The organism is Streptomyces sp. NPDC002564 (assembly GCF_042889645.1).
GTDB lineage: Bacteria > Actinomycetota > Actinomycetes > Streptomycetales > Streptomycetaceae > Streptomyces.
Genome location: NZ_JBIARE010000006.1, coordinates 526,255 through 541,412, shown reverse-complemented (window position 1 = coordinate 541,412; position 15,158 = coordinate 526,255). Strand labels below are relative to the sequence as shown.

Sequence of the window (15,158 nt, the reverse complement as noted above, 5' to 3'; positions counted from 1 at the left end):
ATGCAGCTACATCACGTGCGCAGGCTGCTGGCCGCCGAGCCGGCCCTGCGCCCCGGCAAGAGCACCGAGCACGCCGCCGGGGCCCGCCGGGTGCGGGCCCTGGTGGAGCGGCTGGCCCGCGTCGAGCGGGCCCCGCTCGACACCACCGGGTCCACCACCTCCCTGCGCGACGGACTGCACCACGAGCGGCTCCTGCTCACCTCCCCGGTACGCGGCTCCTTCCACGGCACCCTCCTCGCCCCGCCGGACGCCGCGCCGGGCCCCGCGGTCCTCGTGCTCGGCGGCAAGAACGCCCGCCTCGACCAGCTCACCGGTGACGTGCCGCCGGACCACCCCGACCGCAACGTCGCCGAGCAGCTGGCCAGGGCGGGCTTCGTCACCCTCTCCTTCGACCACGGCATCGGCGGTTCCCTGGACGCCGGACGCAGGGCCGGACGGGACGAGGGGACGCTGCTCGCGCACGCGTTCACCCTCACCGGCCGCTCCCTGCTCGGCGCCCTGACCGGCGACGCGCTGGGCGCCCTCGACCTGCTCGCCGCGCACCCGCTCGTCGACCCGGAGCGCGTCGGCCTGTTCGGCCACAGCCTGGGCGCAGCCGTCGCCCTGCACACCGCCCTGCTCTGCGGCCGCCGGGGCATCCCGCTCTGCGCGGCCAGCCACCTGGGCAGCTACCAGGCCCTGTTCGAAAGGCTGCTGACCGGCCACGAGGGCGCCGTGCTCCCCGGCATCCTGGAATACGCCGACCTGCCCGACCTGTACGGCACCCTCGCCCCGGCGCCGCTCCAGCTCCAGTACGGCACCGCCGACGCCTACCTGGAACCGGCCGACGCGCGCGCGGCGGCCGAGACGGTGCGGGACGCCTACGCGAGCGCCGGCGCCGACCCCGAGATCCACGAACTCGCCATGGGGCACGGCACCCACGTCGGCCACGCCGCGGACTTCTTCGCCCGCACCCTGGCCGCCCCCGCCGCGCCCGGCGGCGACGTGCCCGCCCAGCGCATCCACTTCGAGGTCGCCGAGCGGCGCGCCGTGCTCGACCGGGTCGACGCCGCGCTCGCCTCCGGCATCCTCACCCAGGGCCCGCAGGTGGCCCGCTTCGAGGAGCTGGCCCGGCCCTGGACCGGGACGGGCACGGCGGCGGTGGCATCCGGCTCGGCGGCCCTGGAGATCGCGCTGCGCATCATCGGCGTCACGGGCCGCACCGTCCTCGTACCGGTGAACACGTTCTTCGCGACGGCGGCCGCCGCCGTGCGGGCCGGGGCCGCCGTGCGCTTCGTCGACATCGAACTCGACGGCCTCGGCATGGCGCCGCGGTCACTGGCCGCCGCCCTCGACCGGCACCCGGACACCGCCGCCGTCCTGCCCGTGCACATCGGCGGCATCGTCTCGCCCGCCCTCGACCCCGTCCTCGCCCTCTGCCGGGAGCGGGACGTCCCCGTGGTCGAGGACGCCGCCCACGCCTTCGGCGCGACGCTCGCGGGACGCCCGGCCGGTGGCTTCGGCCGGTTCGGCGCCTTCTCCTTCTTCCCCACCAAGGTCGCCGTCAGCGGCGAGGGCGGGCTGCTGTCCGCGGGCTCCGCGGACGACCTGGAACAGGTGCGGCGCTGGCGCGACCACGGCAAGAGCGCGCAGGGCTCCACCCTGCACGACCGGCCCGGCGGCAACTGGCGGCTTAGCGAACTGCACGCCGCCGTCGGCACGGTCGACCTGGAGCGCTTCGCCGCCACGCTGGCCGCCCGGCGCACCCTCGCCGCCCGCTACGACGCGCTGCTCGCCGACGTGCCGGGACTGCGACCGCACGCCGTCCCGGCCACGGCGGGCAGCAACTACTACAAGTACCTCGCCTATCCGGACCCCGACGGGCCGCTGGACCGCGCGCTCCTGAAGAAGCGGCTGCGCGAGCGGCACGGGGTGTCCCTGGCCGGTGAGGTGTACGACCAGCTGCTCTGCGACCACCCGTTCTTCGCCGCACGGCGCGAACAGGACGCGGCGGACGGCGCGTTCGAGCGGGCCCGCTGGTTCGCCCGGCACCACGTCGCGCTGCCGCTGTACCCGTCCCTGACGGAGGCCGAGCAGATACGGGTGGTCGCCGCGCTCCGCAGCGAGCTGCCGTGACGGCCGTCCTTCCGGCGTTCCGCAGGGGTGCCTGGCGCGCCTCGTCCGACCGGGCGCCGCTGCCCGGCCCGGCCCGGGGCGAACTCGCGCTGGTGCCGGAGATCGTCGCCGACGCGGACCGGCGGTGGTGGGACGGCGCACGCCCCGGCCTGCCGCCGCTCACCGGACGCCGCGACCTGCTCCTGGCGGCCCTCGACCTCTTCGACCGCGGGACCGTCCACGTCGACGGCCTCGGTCCGCAGAGCGCCGAGGACTTCCGGGCCGTGCTGTGGGAGGGCGCGGGGCTGCCGGGACCGCTGGTCGACCGGTGGTGCGCGATGCTGCGGGACGGCCTGCTCAAGCGGGAGGACACGCCGGACCCCGACGACCGGCTGGCGCTCGTCGCGCTGCCCGGCAACACCTTCACCTGCCTGGAGTCCGCCTGCGACCAGGCCGCACGCTCGGCGGGGGTGTGGCTGCGGCCGAGCCGGCGCGAGCCGTTCTCCGCCGCCCGGTTCGTCGCCGCGCTGCTCGCGGCGGGCTGGCCCGCGGAGCGGATCGGCCTCTACCCCACCGAACAGCGCTTCCTCGGCGCCCTGGTGCGCCTCACCGACCGGCAGATCGTCTACGGCGGCGCCGGGCTCGCCGCGTCGGTGCGGGACTCCCCCGCGCTGACCGTGCACGGCCCGGGCCGCGGCTGCGCCCGGGTCCCCGCGCGGATGGCGGTCGACGAGGCCGTGGCCTGGCTGCTGCCGCTGGTCGCCGCGGACTCGGGCCGCTTCTGCAGCAACGTCCGTACGGTCGTCGTCGAACGGCCCGGCGCCGCCGAGCCCCTGGCCCGCGCGCTGGCCGCGGCTCTCGACGCGCTCGCCCCGGACGGTCCGCTCCCCCTGACCGCCTTCCGCGAGCCGGGCGCCGCCGAGCGCGCGGCCGCCGGCGTCACCGACCGGCTCCGCCCCGGCGACCGCGTCCTCACCCGCCGCCCGGCCGTCGTCCACGGCCCCGCCGGCGCCGCCCACGCGAGCCCCCGACTCGCCCTCCTGGAAGGGCACTTCACCGCCGCGTCCGCCCCGCACCCGCTCATCGGCCACGAGGCCCCCTTCCCTTTCTGCGCCGTCCTGAGCGCCTCCCCCGACGCGCTGCGCGCCATCACCGCCGAGTCCCTGTTCGTGTACCGCCCAGCGAAGTGAGGCACCCATGACCACCGCCTTCGACGCGCTGCCCGCCACCCTGCGCGAGCGCGTCCCGGAGCTGGGCGTCGACCTCGACACGTGGACACGCCGCATGATGCGCTGGCACTTCGCCCCGGAGACGGGCAGCCCCTTCTGGGTCACCCGCCGCGAGAAGCTCGGCTTCGACCCGCTCAGCGACATCACCGGCTTCGCCGACCTGGACCGCTTCGGCCTCTTCGACAAGGCCGAGCTGCGCGCGGCGAACGCCCGCGACCTGCGCCCGCGCGGCTACCGCGACCGGCCCTTCCGGGTCTTCGAGACCGGCGGCAGCACCGGCGTGCCCTGCCGGATCGTCAACGTCACGCGCCTCGCGTACGACGTGGAGATCTACCGCACGGTCCTGGAGGCACGCGGGGTCGCGGGCGGCGACGTCCTGGCGATGACACCGGGCGGCCCGCACGCCTACGGGCACTTCGTGGAGGGCCTCGCGGACAGCTGGCGCGGCGCCGTGCACGCCATCGACTTCGATCCGCGCTGGGTGAAGGCCGCGCTGCGCACCGGCGACCGGGCCGACACGTACACCGCGCACCTGATCGACCAGACGCTCGCCCTGCTCGCCGCCGAACGCCCGACACTGCTCTTCACCACCTCGCGGCTGCTCGTGGAGCTCGCGATGCGGCTGCCGCGGCCCCTGCATACGTACGGGATCCGGGCGGTCTGCACGGGCGGCACCTCCTGCACCGCCGCCGAGGCCGACTTCCTGCGGGAGGAACACCTGCCGGGCGTGCAGTGGATCGACACGTACGGCAACACCCTCGTCGGCCACGCCCTGCAGGCCGACGCGGTGCCGGGCTCGCCCGCCGTGCCCGGCGGCACCGGCCACTCCTACCACCTGCCCCCGCCCTTCGCGGTGCTCACGGTCGTCGACCCGGCCGACCCGTGGCACGAGGTCGGGATCGGACAGCGCGGCCGGGTACGGACCACGACACTCCTCGAAGACCTCTTCCTGCCGAACCTCCTGGAGCGGGACAGCGCGGTCAGGACAGGGCCGCACCCGTGGTTCCCCTGGGACGGGGTCGCCGCCGTGCGGCCCTTCCTGGACTCCGCGGACGCCGAGGAGGCGGTGGAAGGCGTCTACTGACCTAAGGACACTGATCGTGAACTTGACGTCGAACGGCGTACCGATCCCCTTCACCCCCGAGCTCTTCGGCCGCCTGCGCCCCAGCGCGGACCTGCTGGCGCCGAGGGACCCCGACGCGCTGCGGGAGCGGCTGGACGCGGACGGGTACCTGTACCTGCCGGGGCTGCTCGACCGTGCCGAAGTGCTGCGGCTGCGCGGCGAGTACTTCTCGCTGTTCCCGCCGGGCCTCCTCGCGGCGGGGAGCAGACCCGAGGACGGCGTGTTCTCCGGGAGGGTGCCCGCGGAGGTCCCGGAGTACGGGGTGGCCGGGCATCCCGCGTACACGTTCGTGCGCTCGGCGCCCTTCGACGACTTCGTCGGCAACCCCGTCCTCGCCGAACTCGCCGCCCAGCTCCTCGGCTTCAAGGCGGAGATGCTGCCCCGGCGGATACTGCGCCACTTCCACCGGGGCACGCTGCGCGCCTCGCGGGCCCATGTCGACCTCGACTACATGGACGAGGGTTCGCCGCGCGTGGTGACGCTGTGGATCCCGGTCGGGGACTGCCCGCCGCAGACGGGCGCCCTGGTGTACCTGGAGGGTTCCCACCGTCTCGCGCCCGAGGAGTACGCGCCGCTGCGCGACGTCACCGACCGGCCCGGCGACCGCCGCCAGATCTGCCACGACCTGGCGCTGACCGCGCGCACGCTCGGCCGCCGCTGGCTGTGCGCGGACTTCGCGGCGGGCGACGTGATGGTGCACCTGCCGCGCACCATCCACGCGTCCCTGGACACGACGACGGACGCCATGCGGCTCTCCGTCGACGCCCGCTTCATCCGGTCGGACGACACTCCCGACCCGCGCTGGCTGAAGCCGTGGTCGGCGGACGACGGGGCCTGACAGCGGTCCTGGCCCGCCGGCCGGGCCCCGGGGTCCCGTCAGCCCCAGGGCCGGACCGGGCGGCCGCCCGCCGCGTCCGAGCGGACGGCCGCGACGATCACGTCGTCGACGAGCGCCGCCTCGGCCACCGGGCAGACCGGGGCGGTGCCGGACGCGACGGCCACCGCGAAGTCGGCGAGCAGCGGCTGGTGGGGGTTGTCGGCGGGAGGCATGCGGAGCGGGTACGGCGTGCCCGCGAGGCCCTCCACGTGCCCCGAGTCGAGCGGGTCGAGCAGCACGGTCCGGCCACCGCCGCTGAGCCGGAACCGGTCGAGGGGCGGCCCTTCGCCCCACTCCAGGAGGCAGTGCGCGCGCAGCCCCGAGGCCCAGCGCAGGACGAGTTCGGCCTGTCGCTCGGCGCCCCGGGGAAAGCGCCGGCCGAGCCGTGCCGTCATCTCCCGGGGCCGCCCGAAGAGGTGGAGCAGCAGGTCCACGCGGTGGCTCCCGGCGTCCGCGAGGACGCCGCCGCCGGACAGGGCGGGGTCGGTGCGCCAGGCCATCGGGTCGCCGGGCGCGGGCGCGAAGGCGCACCGGAACCGCACGTCCACGCGGTCGGGCGTCCACCCGGCGAGTTCCTGGCGCAGGCGGCGTACGGCGGGGGCGAGCCGCCGGTAGTAAGCGACGCCCGCGCAGGGCCCGGCCCCGTCGACCGGGCCGCCGTCCGCGAGGGTGCCCGCGAGCGGCTTCTCGACCAGCACCGGCAGGCCGGCCGCCAGCACGGCGCGGGCGAAGGGGACGTGGTGCACCACGGGGGTGGCGACGTAGACGGCGTCGGCGCCGGACGACAGCAGGAGGCCGGGGTCGTCGCCGGACGCCGCGACGGCGTGCCGGCGGGCGGTGCGCGCCGCGCGGTCCGGGTCGCGGCCCCAGAGGGCCACGGGTTCCTCGCCGAGGGCGTGCAGGGCGGGCAGCACCCGGCGCGTCACGATGTCGCCGTATCCGGCGATGGCCCATTTCACGTGGTCCTCGCCCTCAGGGAACGATCGCCACCTTCAGGGTCCGGGGCGGCGGCCCCGCGTAGGGTGCCTGTTCGGCGTCGGGGTAGAGGGAGCGGCTCGCGGAGAGGTGCTCCATGGCCTTGGGGAGCTCGTCGAGGGGGTAGATGTGGGTGAGCAGGTCGGGCAGGCGCAGGGCGCCGGTGCGGCGGTGGGCGATGCGTTCGGCGACGGCGAGGGCCTCGGCGCGGGCGGTGTCCAGCGGTTCCGCGGAGCTGTGCACCCGCAGGCCCTTGCGCTCCCAGGTGACCAGGTCGAGGGTGACGTGCGTGTCGACGTGGTGCGTGCCGAGGAGGACCACCAGGCCGTTCTGGCGGACGAGGCGCACGCAGGCGTTGAGGGTGGTGGGGGTGCCGACGGCGTCGACGGCGACGTCGAAGTCGGCGCCCACGGCGGTCAGTTGCTCCGGGCTTCCGTCGACGCGGCGCACCGCGTCGGCGCCTGCCGCGGTGGACCGCTCCAGGCGCCAGTCGTCGAGGTCGACGGCGACGACCTCGGCGGCGCCGCGTGCCACCGCCATGCGCAGCGCCATCTGGCCGACGGGCCCCTGTCCGACGATCGCGACGCGGTCGCCGAGCCGGATGCCGCGGGTGGCGTGCACGGCCAGCGGCAGGAGCTGGAGGATGGCGCCCTGTTCGAAGGGCACGCTGTCGGGCAGCGCGCCCACGGCTATCTCGCGGGCCAGCGCGTACTCGGCGTACCCGGTGGTGAGCGGGGTGCGCACGAAGACCCGCTGGCCGGGGACGACACGGCGCACGCCGGCGCCGGTGGCCTCGACGACGCCGGCGATCTCATGGCCGAAACAGCCCTGCGAGCAGTGCTCGCGCAGGCCGTGGTAGTGGAAGTAGGCGAGGTCGCTGCGGTTGCAGACCGTGCAGGACCGGACGCGGACCAGGACCTCCGACGGCCCGGGCTCCGGCACCGCCACGTCGGTGACCAGCCTGATGTCACGCCTGCCGACGAGCTCGTACTTGCGCAAGGCCCTCTCCCCTCAGCGGATGCGATCAACGGATGCGATCAGCGGAAGTCCCAAGGATTCCCCAACTCTGTCTCCGTCATGGTGGATTCGCCCGCCTCGACCGGTTCCGACTGCTTGACAGCCCTGTTTGGTACGAGCCAATATCCACTATCCGATTGGCCTGGACCAATCAGCAGGAGCCCCGCCGCACAGCCCGTTCCCCGCACGTCCCACGCACCGCACCCGCAACTTCGGAGGTCGCGCCATGGCATCGAGCAGTGACCCGACTCTGGAGCACCTCGCCAACTCCGTGCTGCAGCCGGGGTTCGAGGGCACCACGGCCCCCGACTGGCTGCGCCGCCGGATCGGCGAGGGCCTGGGCTCCGTCGTGCTGTTCGCGCGGAACATCGAGACGCCCGAGCAGGTCGCGCGGCTCACGTCGGACCTGCGCGCGGAGAACCCGGACCTGATCGTCGCCATCGACGAGGAGGCGGGCGACGTGACGCGCCTGGAGGCCTGGACCGGCTCCTCGCGGCCCGGCAACCTCGCCCTCGGCGCCGTGGACGACATCGACCTGACCGAGCGGGTGGCCCACGACATCGGCCGCGACCTGCACGCGGCGGGCGTCTCGCTCAACTTCGCGCCGAGCGCGGACGTGAACTCCAATCCGCTCAACCCGGTCATCGGCGTCCGTTCCTTCGGCTCGCGCACCGATGTCGTCTCGCGGCACACGGCCGCCTGGATCCGCGGCCTCCAGGAGGCGGGCGTCGCCGCCTGCGCCAAGCACTTCCCGGGCCACGGCGACACGGTCGTCGACTCGCACTACGGCCTGCCGCAGGTGCAGGGCTCCGCCGAGGAGATCGCGCTGACCGCGCTGCCGCCGTTCATCGCGGCGATGGAGGCGGGCGTGCGCGCGGTGATGACGGCGCACCTGCTCGCCCCCGCCTACGACCCGGACCTGCCCGCGACACTCAGCCACCGCATCCTGGTGGAACTGCTGCGCGGTGAGCTGAACTTCGACGGCCTGCTGGTCACCGACGGCATCGAGATGGGCGCGGTCACCGACCGCTACGGCATCGACGGGGCGACCGTGAAGGCGGTGGCCGGCGGCGTGGACGCGGTGTGCGTGGGCGGCGAGAGCGCCGACGAGTCCACCTTCGACCTGCTCTCCACCGCGCTGGTGAAGGCGGTGCTCGACGGCACGCTGCCCGAGGCCCGGCTGGTCGAGGCGAGCAGGCGGGTACGGGACTTCGCCCTCTGGTCCGGTGAGCGGTCGCGGGCCGTGGCGCGGGCCGCCGAGCCCTCCGACATCGGCCTGGTGGCGGCGCGCCGCGCGGTGCGGGTGCACCACCGGGCGGGCACGGCGAACGCGGCGCTGCCCCTCGCCGGGGTCCCGCACGTCGTGGAGCTCTCCCCCACGATGAACCTGGCCGTCGACGGCCACACCCCGTGGGGTGTCGCGGTGCCGCTGCGCGACCTGCGCCCCGGCACCACGTCGGTCCGCCTCACCGAGACCGAACTGTCCCACACCGACGACCTGTTGGACCGCTCGGTGCTGACCCCGGCGACGGGTCGCGCCCTGGTGGTCGTGGTCCGTGACGCGGCCCGCCACCGCTGGATGACCGAGACCCTGACCCGCATCCTGCGCAGCCGTCCCGACGCGCTGGTCGTCGAGATGGGCGTGCCCGCGGGCGCCACGCTCGGCGCCGCCCACCTGGTCACGCACGGCGCGACCCGCGTGTCGGGCATCGCGGCGGCGGAGCTGCTGGCGGGCGCGGGACGCTGAGGCACCCCCGTACGGCCGTCCGCGGCCGCCGGAACCCCGTCCCTGTGGCAGGCGTCCCGGCGGCCGCGGCTCTCACCGTTTCACCGCCTCACGTGCACCGCCTCACGCCTTCAGCGGGCCCTCGCAGCTGAAGTCGGCGCTGCCCGCCCGGCCGTCGGACCAGATGTCCACCGCGCCGAACGAACAGTTCATGTCCGTCAGGTTGTTGTCCCCCGCCGCCGCGCGCTCCAGCAGGAAGTAGTCGACCGTCCCCGACATGTCCCGGAAGACGGCGTCGGGGTCGTCGGCGGCCCCGAGGTTCGCGGTGATCCGGCCGGTGCACGTGTACCGCGGGCGCTCCGGCGCGCCGTTCGCGCGGCAGACGGGCGTGACGCCGGTCGTCGCCGCGAAGGAGGCGCGGACCTGGTCGGCCGTGGAGTCCTTCAGCCCGTCGACCGGCACGTACCGGGTGTCCGGCACGAAGAGGTCGTCGACCCGGGCGATCTGCTTGTCGAGGAAGGCGTCGTACTGGCTCTGCAGCCCGGCGTCCCCGCCGAGCCGGTCGCGCCAGGCGTCGAAGCCCGCCGGGTCGTCGGCCCGCAGGTATCGGTACATCTCCTGCAGCAGCGCGGGGCGTTCGGTCCACAGGAACTCGAAGAACGTGCCGGCGTAGTCGTAGAACCGGAAGCCGTCCCCGTCGTACGTGGCGTGCAGGAGCTGGTCCACGGTCATCCGGGGGCCGCCGCCCGCCGTGTCGGCGATGATCCCTTCCACCAGCGACTTGCGGACCTTGACGCCCTCGTCGCGGGTGGCGCCGTCGAAGAACTCGGCGGTGCCCTCGTCCATCGCGGTGGTCCGGTCGCCCTCGTACCAGGCGCCCTCGCCGAAGAAGCCGGGCACCGCCCAGCGGCCGTTGAGGTAGTGCGTGTACTCGTGGCGGAAGAGCTCCTCCAGCGTCAGCGTGGAGTCCTGCGGGACGCGCCGCTGGTACGTGTAGAAGGTTGCGCCGCGCTCGATGTAGACGCCGCCGTTGTCGGTGCCCATCCCGGTGAGCAGGGGGTGGTAGTTCACGTAGTCGGCGCGCGAGGCGTAGAGGACCGTCGTCAGCCCGGTGTTGGGGTCTCCGGCGAGCGGTTCCCCGGTGCCGACGACGCGGTGGAAGTGCGCCTTGACCTGCTTGCTCGCGTAGTAGAGCTGGTCGACGGCGCCCCGGTCGAGCGCCGTGCGCACCGTCATGCCGCCCTTGTCGTACGTGTAGGTCCGCGGGAAGAGGCGGCGCTCGATGTCGGCCTTGCACACCTGGTACGGCGCGCAGGCGTCGTACGCGTTCAGCCAGGTGGCGACCTTGGCCCACGGGGCGCTGCCCTCGCCGAAGTTGCGGGCGGTGACGGCGACGAGTCCGCCGAGGCCGGGGACGATCTCGGCGGTGAGCCCGTCGATCTGGCCGAACCTGCCGTACTCGCTCAGCGCGTCCCGCACCACCCAGGCGTTGCCGGTGCCCTTGAGGTGGGTGTACCCGCCGAAGGCCTTGAAGGCGGCGCGGTAGGCGGGGTCGGCCTTGACCGCCGCGTGGAAGGCGGCGTCCTGGTTGCCGGGATACACGCCGAGGTAGCTGAGGGAGAGCGCGGCGAGCGCGGAGCCCGCCCAGTCCGCGTCCTTCGCCGTGGCGGGGTGGGCGGCGTCCATGGTGGCCAGCACGCGCTTGATCAGCGGGAGTTGATGTTGGCGCAGGCCCGGTGCGCTGCCCGCGTAGAGCGCCTCGCGCAGCGACTCGGCGTTGCTGCGGGTCACGTCGAAGGTGCGGGGCGCCGTGCCGAAGGCGTCGACGGCCCGGCGCATCGCGTCGACGGTAGGACCGTCGGTGACGTCGATCTCGTCGTGGGAGAAGTCCTGGTAGGCGACGGCGTGGAGATAGGTGAACATCTCCAGGAGGTGGCTGCCGTTCCTGCCGTCGTGCGCGGCGGCGAGGCGGGTGATGCGGCCGGACACGGCCTGGACGTGCGCGTCCGACATGACCGGGGCGAGCCGCCGGTCCCAGGTCCAGATGAGCGTGCGCAGGCAGCCGTCGGCGGTGACCGCCGGGTCGGCGAGGAAGTCCGCGAACCGCTCGGGCGACAGGCCGGTGACGCCGTCGAGGGTGCAGGGCACGGCCCCGGCGGCCTCGGGAATGCGGTGTTCTCCGGGCGCCGGGCGGGGCGCGGGCTTCGCCGTGCGGGCGCCGGGGATGCGGCCGTCCACGAGCCCGCCGGGGGCGGGGAGCGGGCGGGTGCCGGGGCGGGGAGCGGTCGCCCTGCGGTCGACGACGTCGTGGGGCTCGGGGGCGGCGGGCGCGGGCCGCGCGGCGGCGGGCGCCTTCTCCGTCGTGGGCGACGGCTCCGCCGCCTGCCCGTACGAGGCGGCCGAGACGCAGAGGGTCGCCGCTATCGCGCCGGCGAGCACGGATCTGCGCAGGGTTGGTAGCCGTAACTGGGACACCGATGACTCCTGTGGGAGGTGGGGGATCGCGCGGGAAGCGAGCGGTGCTGTCGGGAGCAACTGACGTACGTGGCAGGCGACTTGCTGGACCGTCGCCGCGCCATGTGATGCGTAACGTAGTAATGTGATATTGCACTGACAACCCCTCAGGGCACAGGAACCCGACGAGCCGCGCCACCCACTCCCGGGCGGCGGGGCGCCCGCGCTCAGGAGCCGGCGGCAGGCTCCGTGCCCGGTTCGCGCAGCGTGCGCAGGAGCAGCCAGCCGACGGCGGGCAGGGCGACCAGCGGCGCGAGCGCCGTACGCAGGGAGGCGGCGTCGGCGACGGCTCCGATCAGCGGGCTCGCGAGGCCTCCGATGCTCACGGTCAGGCCCAGGGTGACGCCGCTCGCGGTGCCCATGCGCCGGGGCAGATAGTCCTGGCCGAGGGTGATGTGCAGGGAGAACGGCACGTAGAGGCCCGCCGAGGTCAGCGCGACGAAGACGTACAGGAGCGGCCCGGGGACGAGGACGACGCCCGCCACCGCGAGGACCGACGCGGCGTAGGACCACCGGACGACCGGGAGGCGGCCGTGGCGCGCGGCGAGCCGCCCGCCCGCGACGGTGCCGGCCGCGCCGCCGAGGTACAGCACGAACAGCGCGGCGGTTCCGCCGACTTCACCGCCGCCGGTGCGCTCCCGCACGTACAGCGCGATGAAGGTGCTCAGGCCGGTGAAGACGATCGAGCGGCAGACGATCGCGCCGGACAGCCTGAGGAAGGAGGGCCAGTCGTCCTCGGCGGCCGGGGCGGGGTCCGCCGGGCGGCCCTTCGGGTCGGCGCCCTCCCCCGCCCGGACGCTCCGCAGCGCGGCCACGCAGAGCGCGGCGCCGGCGAGGGCGGGGACGACCAGGAGCGGGGACGCGCGCAGGCCGCCGGTGGCGACGACGGCGGAGACCAGCAGCGGGGCGGTCGCGAAGCCGACGTTGCCGCCGAGCGAGAACCAGCTCATCGCGGTGTGGCTGCCCCGGCTCGCCCGCCGGGCCACCCGGGCCGCTTCCGGGTGGTACGCGGCGACACCGACGCCCGATACGGCGACGGCGAGGAGCGTCAGCCCGTAGTGGCCGCCGACCCCGGCGAGCGCGACGCCCGCCCCGCCCACCACCGTGCTCACCGGCAGCAGCCACGGCAGGGCCCACCGGTCGGTGAGCGCGCCGAACAGCGGCTGCACCACGGAGGAGAGCAGCGAGGCGGCGAGCACGATGCCGGACGCGGCGGCGTAGCTGTAGGCGCGCTCGGCGACGAAGAACGGCACGAGCGCGGCGACGGCCCCCTGATAGACGTCCACACAGGCGTGGCCGAGGGCGAGCAGGGCGATGGGGCGGCGGGTACGGGGCTTCCGACCTGGCGGGGGCCGGTGCTCCACGGGGGTTCCGGGGTGGGGGCGCGAGGCCGGGGGCCCGGTGTGAGCGGGTGAGCTGGGGGCCTCGGGACCGTCGGGGGAGCTGAGGTCCCCGGGACGACCGAGTGAGCTGGGGTTCCCGGTGCGGGGAGGCTGGTTCGTCGGCACCGTCCCATCGTTGCCGCGCCACACCCTGGCCCGCTTCCGATAAAGTGCCAACTTGTGCCGAAAATCCGCCACACCCCCGAAGCGCCCACCGACATCCGCGAGCTCGCCCCCGGGGAGGAGATCGACGCACACCGCCACGACAACCACCAGATCATCTACGCGGGCTCCGGCGTCGTGGCCGTCACCACGGAGGCGGGCACCTGGTTCGCACCGGGCACCCGCGCCCTCTGGGTCCCGGCGGGCTGCGTCCACGCGCACCGCGCCCACGGCCACACCGCCCTGCACCTGCTCGGCCTGCCCGCGGGGGCCAACCCGCCCGGCCTCGACGCCCCCACCGTCCTCACCGTCGGCCCGCTGCTGCGCGAACTGATCCTCGCCTGCACCAGGACCCCCCACGACGAGTCCCCGGAGCGCCGCCGCCTGCGGGCCGTGCTCCTCGACCAACTGCGCGCCGCCCCGCGGGAACCGGTCCAGCTGCCCACCCCCGCCGAGCCGCGCCTCGCCGCCGTCTGCGACCTGCTGCACGCCGACCCCGCGGACCCGCGCGGCCTGGCCGCGCTCGCCGCCGACGCGGGCGCGAGCGAACGCACTCTCAGCCGTCTCTTCCGGCGCGAGCTGGGCATGACGTTCCCCCAGTGGCGCACCCAACTGCGCCTGTACCACGCGCTGCGCATGCTGGCCGACGGCCTGCCCGTCACCGCGGTCGCGCGCCGCTGCGGCTGGTCGTCCACCAGCGCGTTCATCGACGTGTTCCGCCGCGCCTACGGCTACACCCCCGGCACCCACCACCGCCCGCCACCCGGAGCGAACTGACCAACTCCCGTGGCTGCGCGAGGTCTTGGCAGCGCCAGTGCCATGTGAAATATTACTGCCGTGCTCACGAGACACCCGTCCGGACACCCGGACCTCTCGGACCTCGTCGTCGTGGGGGCGGGAGTGGTCGGCGCCGCCTGCGCCTACTACGCCGTCCGCGCCGGCCTCCACGTCACCGTCATCGACCGCGGCCCGGTCGCGGGCGGCACCACCGGAGCGGGTGAGGGCAACCTCCTCGTCTCCGACAAGGCACCGGGCCCCGAGCTCGAACTCGCCCTGTTCTCGGCCCGGTTGTGGCAGGAGCTCGCGTCCGAACTCCCCGCGCACATCGAGTACGAGAAGAAGGGCGGCCTGGTCGTCGCCTCGACCGAGCCGGGCCTCGCCGCGCTCCGCGCCTTCGCCGCGGCGCAGGCCGGCGCGGGCGTCGAGGCCGCCGAGGTCCCCCCGGACCGCCTCACCGACCACGAACCGCACCTGGCCCCGGGCCTGGCGGGCGGCTTCCACTACCCGCAGGACGCCCAGGTACAGCCCGCCCTCGCCGCCGCGCACCTGCTGCGGGCCGCCGCAGGCGCCGGGCGCCTGACCCTGCGGCTAGGCGAGGAGGTGACCGCGGTCCTCACCGGCGGCGGGGGCGAGGTGCGCGGAGTGCGGACGCAGCGGGGAGAGGTGCGCGCCCCGCACGTGCTCAACGCGGCGGGAACGTGGGGCGGTCAACTCGCCCGCCTGGCGGGCGTGGAGCTGCCGGTCCTCCCCCGCCGCGGCTTCGTCCTCGTCACCGAACCGCTGCCCCGCGTGGTGCGCCACAAGGTGTACTCCGCGGAGTACGTGGCCGACGTGGCCAGCGGTTCGGCGGCCCTGCAGACCTCGGCCGTCGTGGAGGGCACCCCGGCGGGTCCGGTCCTGATCGGGGCGAGCCGGGAGCGCGTCGGCTTCGACCGCACCCTGTCGGTGGAGGTCCTGCGGCGCCTCGCGGCCCAGGCCGTCGGCCTGTTCCCCGTACTGGCCACGGTGCGCGCGATCCGCACGTACGCGGGCTTCCGCCCCTACCTCCCCGACCACCTCCCGGCGATCGGCCCCGACCCCCGTGTCCCCGGCCTGCTGCACGCCTGCGGGCACGAGGGCGCGGGGATCGGACTCGCCCCGGCGACCGGAGCGCTGATCGCCGCCGCGCTGACGGGCCGTGAGATGCCGCTCGCGGCAGCCCCGTTCGCGCCCGAGCGCTTCGCGGTCGCGGACGTCGTCGCCCGATGAGCGCGCGCCCCTCCCACCCCGCCCCCGCATG

11 protein-coding genes are annotated in these 15,158 nt (G+C 75.1%); 7 read left to right on the top strand and 4 right to left on the bottom strand.

Features of this window, described 5'->3' with window-relative positions; all coding sequences use genetic code 11:
* The 4 genes from ACFYXE_RS24080 to ACFYXE_RS24065 are packed head-to-tail and all read left to right on the top strand — an operon-like array spanning position 1 to position 5,284.
* The gene (locus ACFYXE_RS24080; protein WP_389315448.1) at positions 1-2,115 is read left to right on the top strand and encodes a DegT/DnrJ/EryC1/StrS family aminotransferase; all 2,115 of its coding nucleotides are present in this window, start codon (positions 1-3) and stop codon (positions 2,113-2,115) included.
* Positions 2,112-3,284, top strand: a complete 1,173-nt coding sequence (locus ACFYXE_RS24075; RefSeq protein WP_389315446.1) for a hypothetical protein — start codon at positions 2,112-2,114, stop codon at positions 3,282-3,284. The genes ACFYXE_RS24080 and ACFYXE_RS24075 overlap by 4 nt, the downstream gene beginning before the upstream one ends.
* A gap of 7 nt (positions 3,285-3,291) precedes the next feature.
* The gene (locus tag ACFYXE_RS24070) at positions 3,292-4,407 is read left to right on the top strand and encodes a hypothetical protein (protein WP_389315444.1); all 1,116 of its coding nucleotides are present in this window, start codon (positions 3,292-3,294) and stop codon (positions 4,405-4,407) included.
* 16 nt (positions 4,408-4,423) lie between these two features.
* Entirely contained in the window at positions 4,424-5,284 is an 861-nt protein-coding gene (locus tag ACFYXE_RS24065) for a phytanoyl-CoA dioxygenase family protein (protein ID WP_389315442.1), read from the top strand.
* 38 nt (positions 5,285-5,322) lie between these two features.
* On the opposite strand, the gene ACFYXE_RS24060 is transcribed toward ACFYXE_RS24065, so the two are convergent.
* Positions 5,323-6,282, bottom strand: a complete 960-nt coding sequence (locus ACFYXE_RS24060; RefSeq protein ID WP_389315440.1) for a Gfo/Idh/MocA family protein — start codon at positions 6,280-6,282, stop codon at positions 5,323-5,325.
* Positions 6,283-6,295: 13 nt separating this feature from the next.
* Positions 6,296-7,297 (bottom strand): zinc-binding dehydrogenase, encoded by a 1,002-nt coding sequence (locus tag ACFYXE_RS24055; protein ID WP_389315438.1) that lies wholly within the window; start codon positions 7,295-7,297, stop codon positions 6,296-6,298.
* Positions 7,298-7,541: 244 nt separating this feature from the next.
* On the opposite strand from ACFYXE_RS24055, the gene ACFYXE_RS24050 reads away from it, so the two are divergent.
* Positions 7,542-9,062: a glycoside hydrolase family 3 protein gene (locus ACFYXE_RS24050; RefSeq protein WP_389315436.1), complete on the top strand. Its 1,521-nt coding sequence runs from the start codon at positions 7,542-7,544 to the stop codon at positions 9,060-9,062.
* A 102-nt stretch (positions 9,063-9,164) separates the two neighbouring features.
* On the opposite strand, the gene ACFYXE_RS24045 is transcribed toward ACFYXE_RS24050, so the two are convergent.
* Both ACFYXE_RS24045 and ACFYXE_RS24040 read right to left on the bottom strand, forming a co-directional pair.
* The gene (locus ACFYXE_RS24045; protein WP_389315434.1) at positions 9,165-11,516 is read right to left on the bottom strand and encodes a collagenase; all 2,352 of its coding nucleotides are present in this window, start codon (positions 11,514-11,516) and stop codon (positions 9,165-9,167) included.
* 206 nt (positions 11,517-11,722) lie between these two features.
* Positions 11,723-12,919: an MFS transporter gene (locus ACFYXE_RS24040; RefSeq protein WP_389315432.1), complete on the bottom strand. Its 1,197-nt coding sequence runs from the start codon at positions 12,917-12,919 to the stop codon at positions 11,723-11,725.
* A 198-nt stretch (positions 12,920-13,117) separates the two neighbouring features.
* Between ACFYXE_RS24040 and ACFYXE_RS24035 the strand changes: the two genes are divergently transcribed.
* Positions 13,118-13,876 carry an AraC family transcriptional regulator gene (locus ACFYXE_RS24035; protein ID WP_389315430.1) on the top strand — a complete coding sequence of 253 codons (759 nt, stop codon included), beginning with the start codon at positions 13,118-13,120 and terminating at the stop codon, positions 13,874-13,876.
* A 60-nt stretch (positions 13,877-13,936) separates the two neighbouring features.
* Complete coding sequence (locus tag ACFYXE_RS24030) at positions 13,937-15,127, top strand: NAD(P)/FAD-dependent oxidoreductase (RefSeq protein WP_389315428.1); 1,191 nt, start codon at positions 13,937-13,939, stop codon at positions 15,125-15,127.
* The last annotated feature ends 31 nt before the right edge of the window (positions 15,128-15,158 follow it).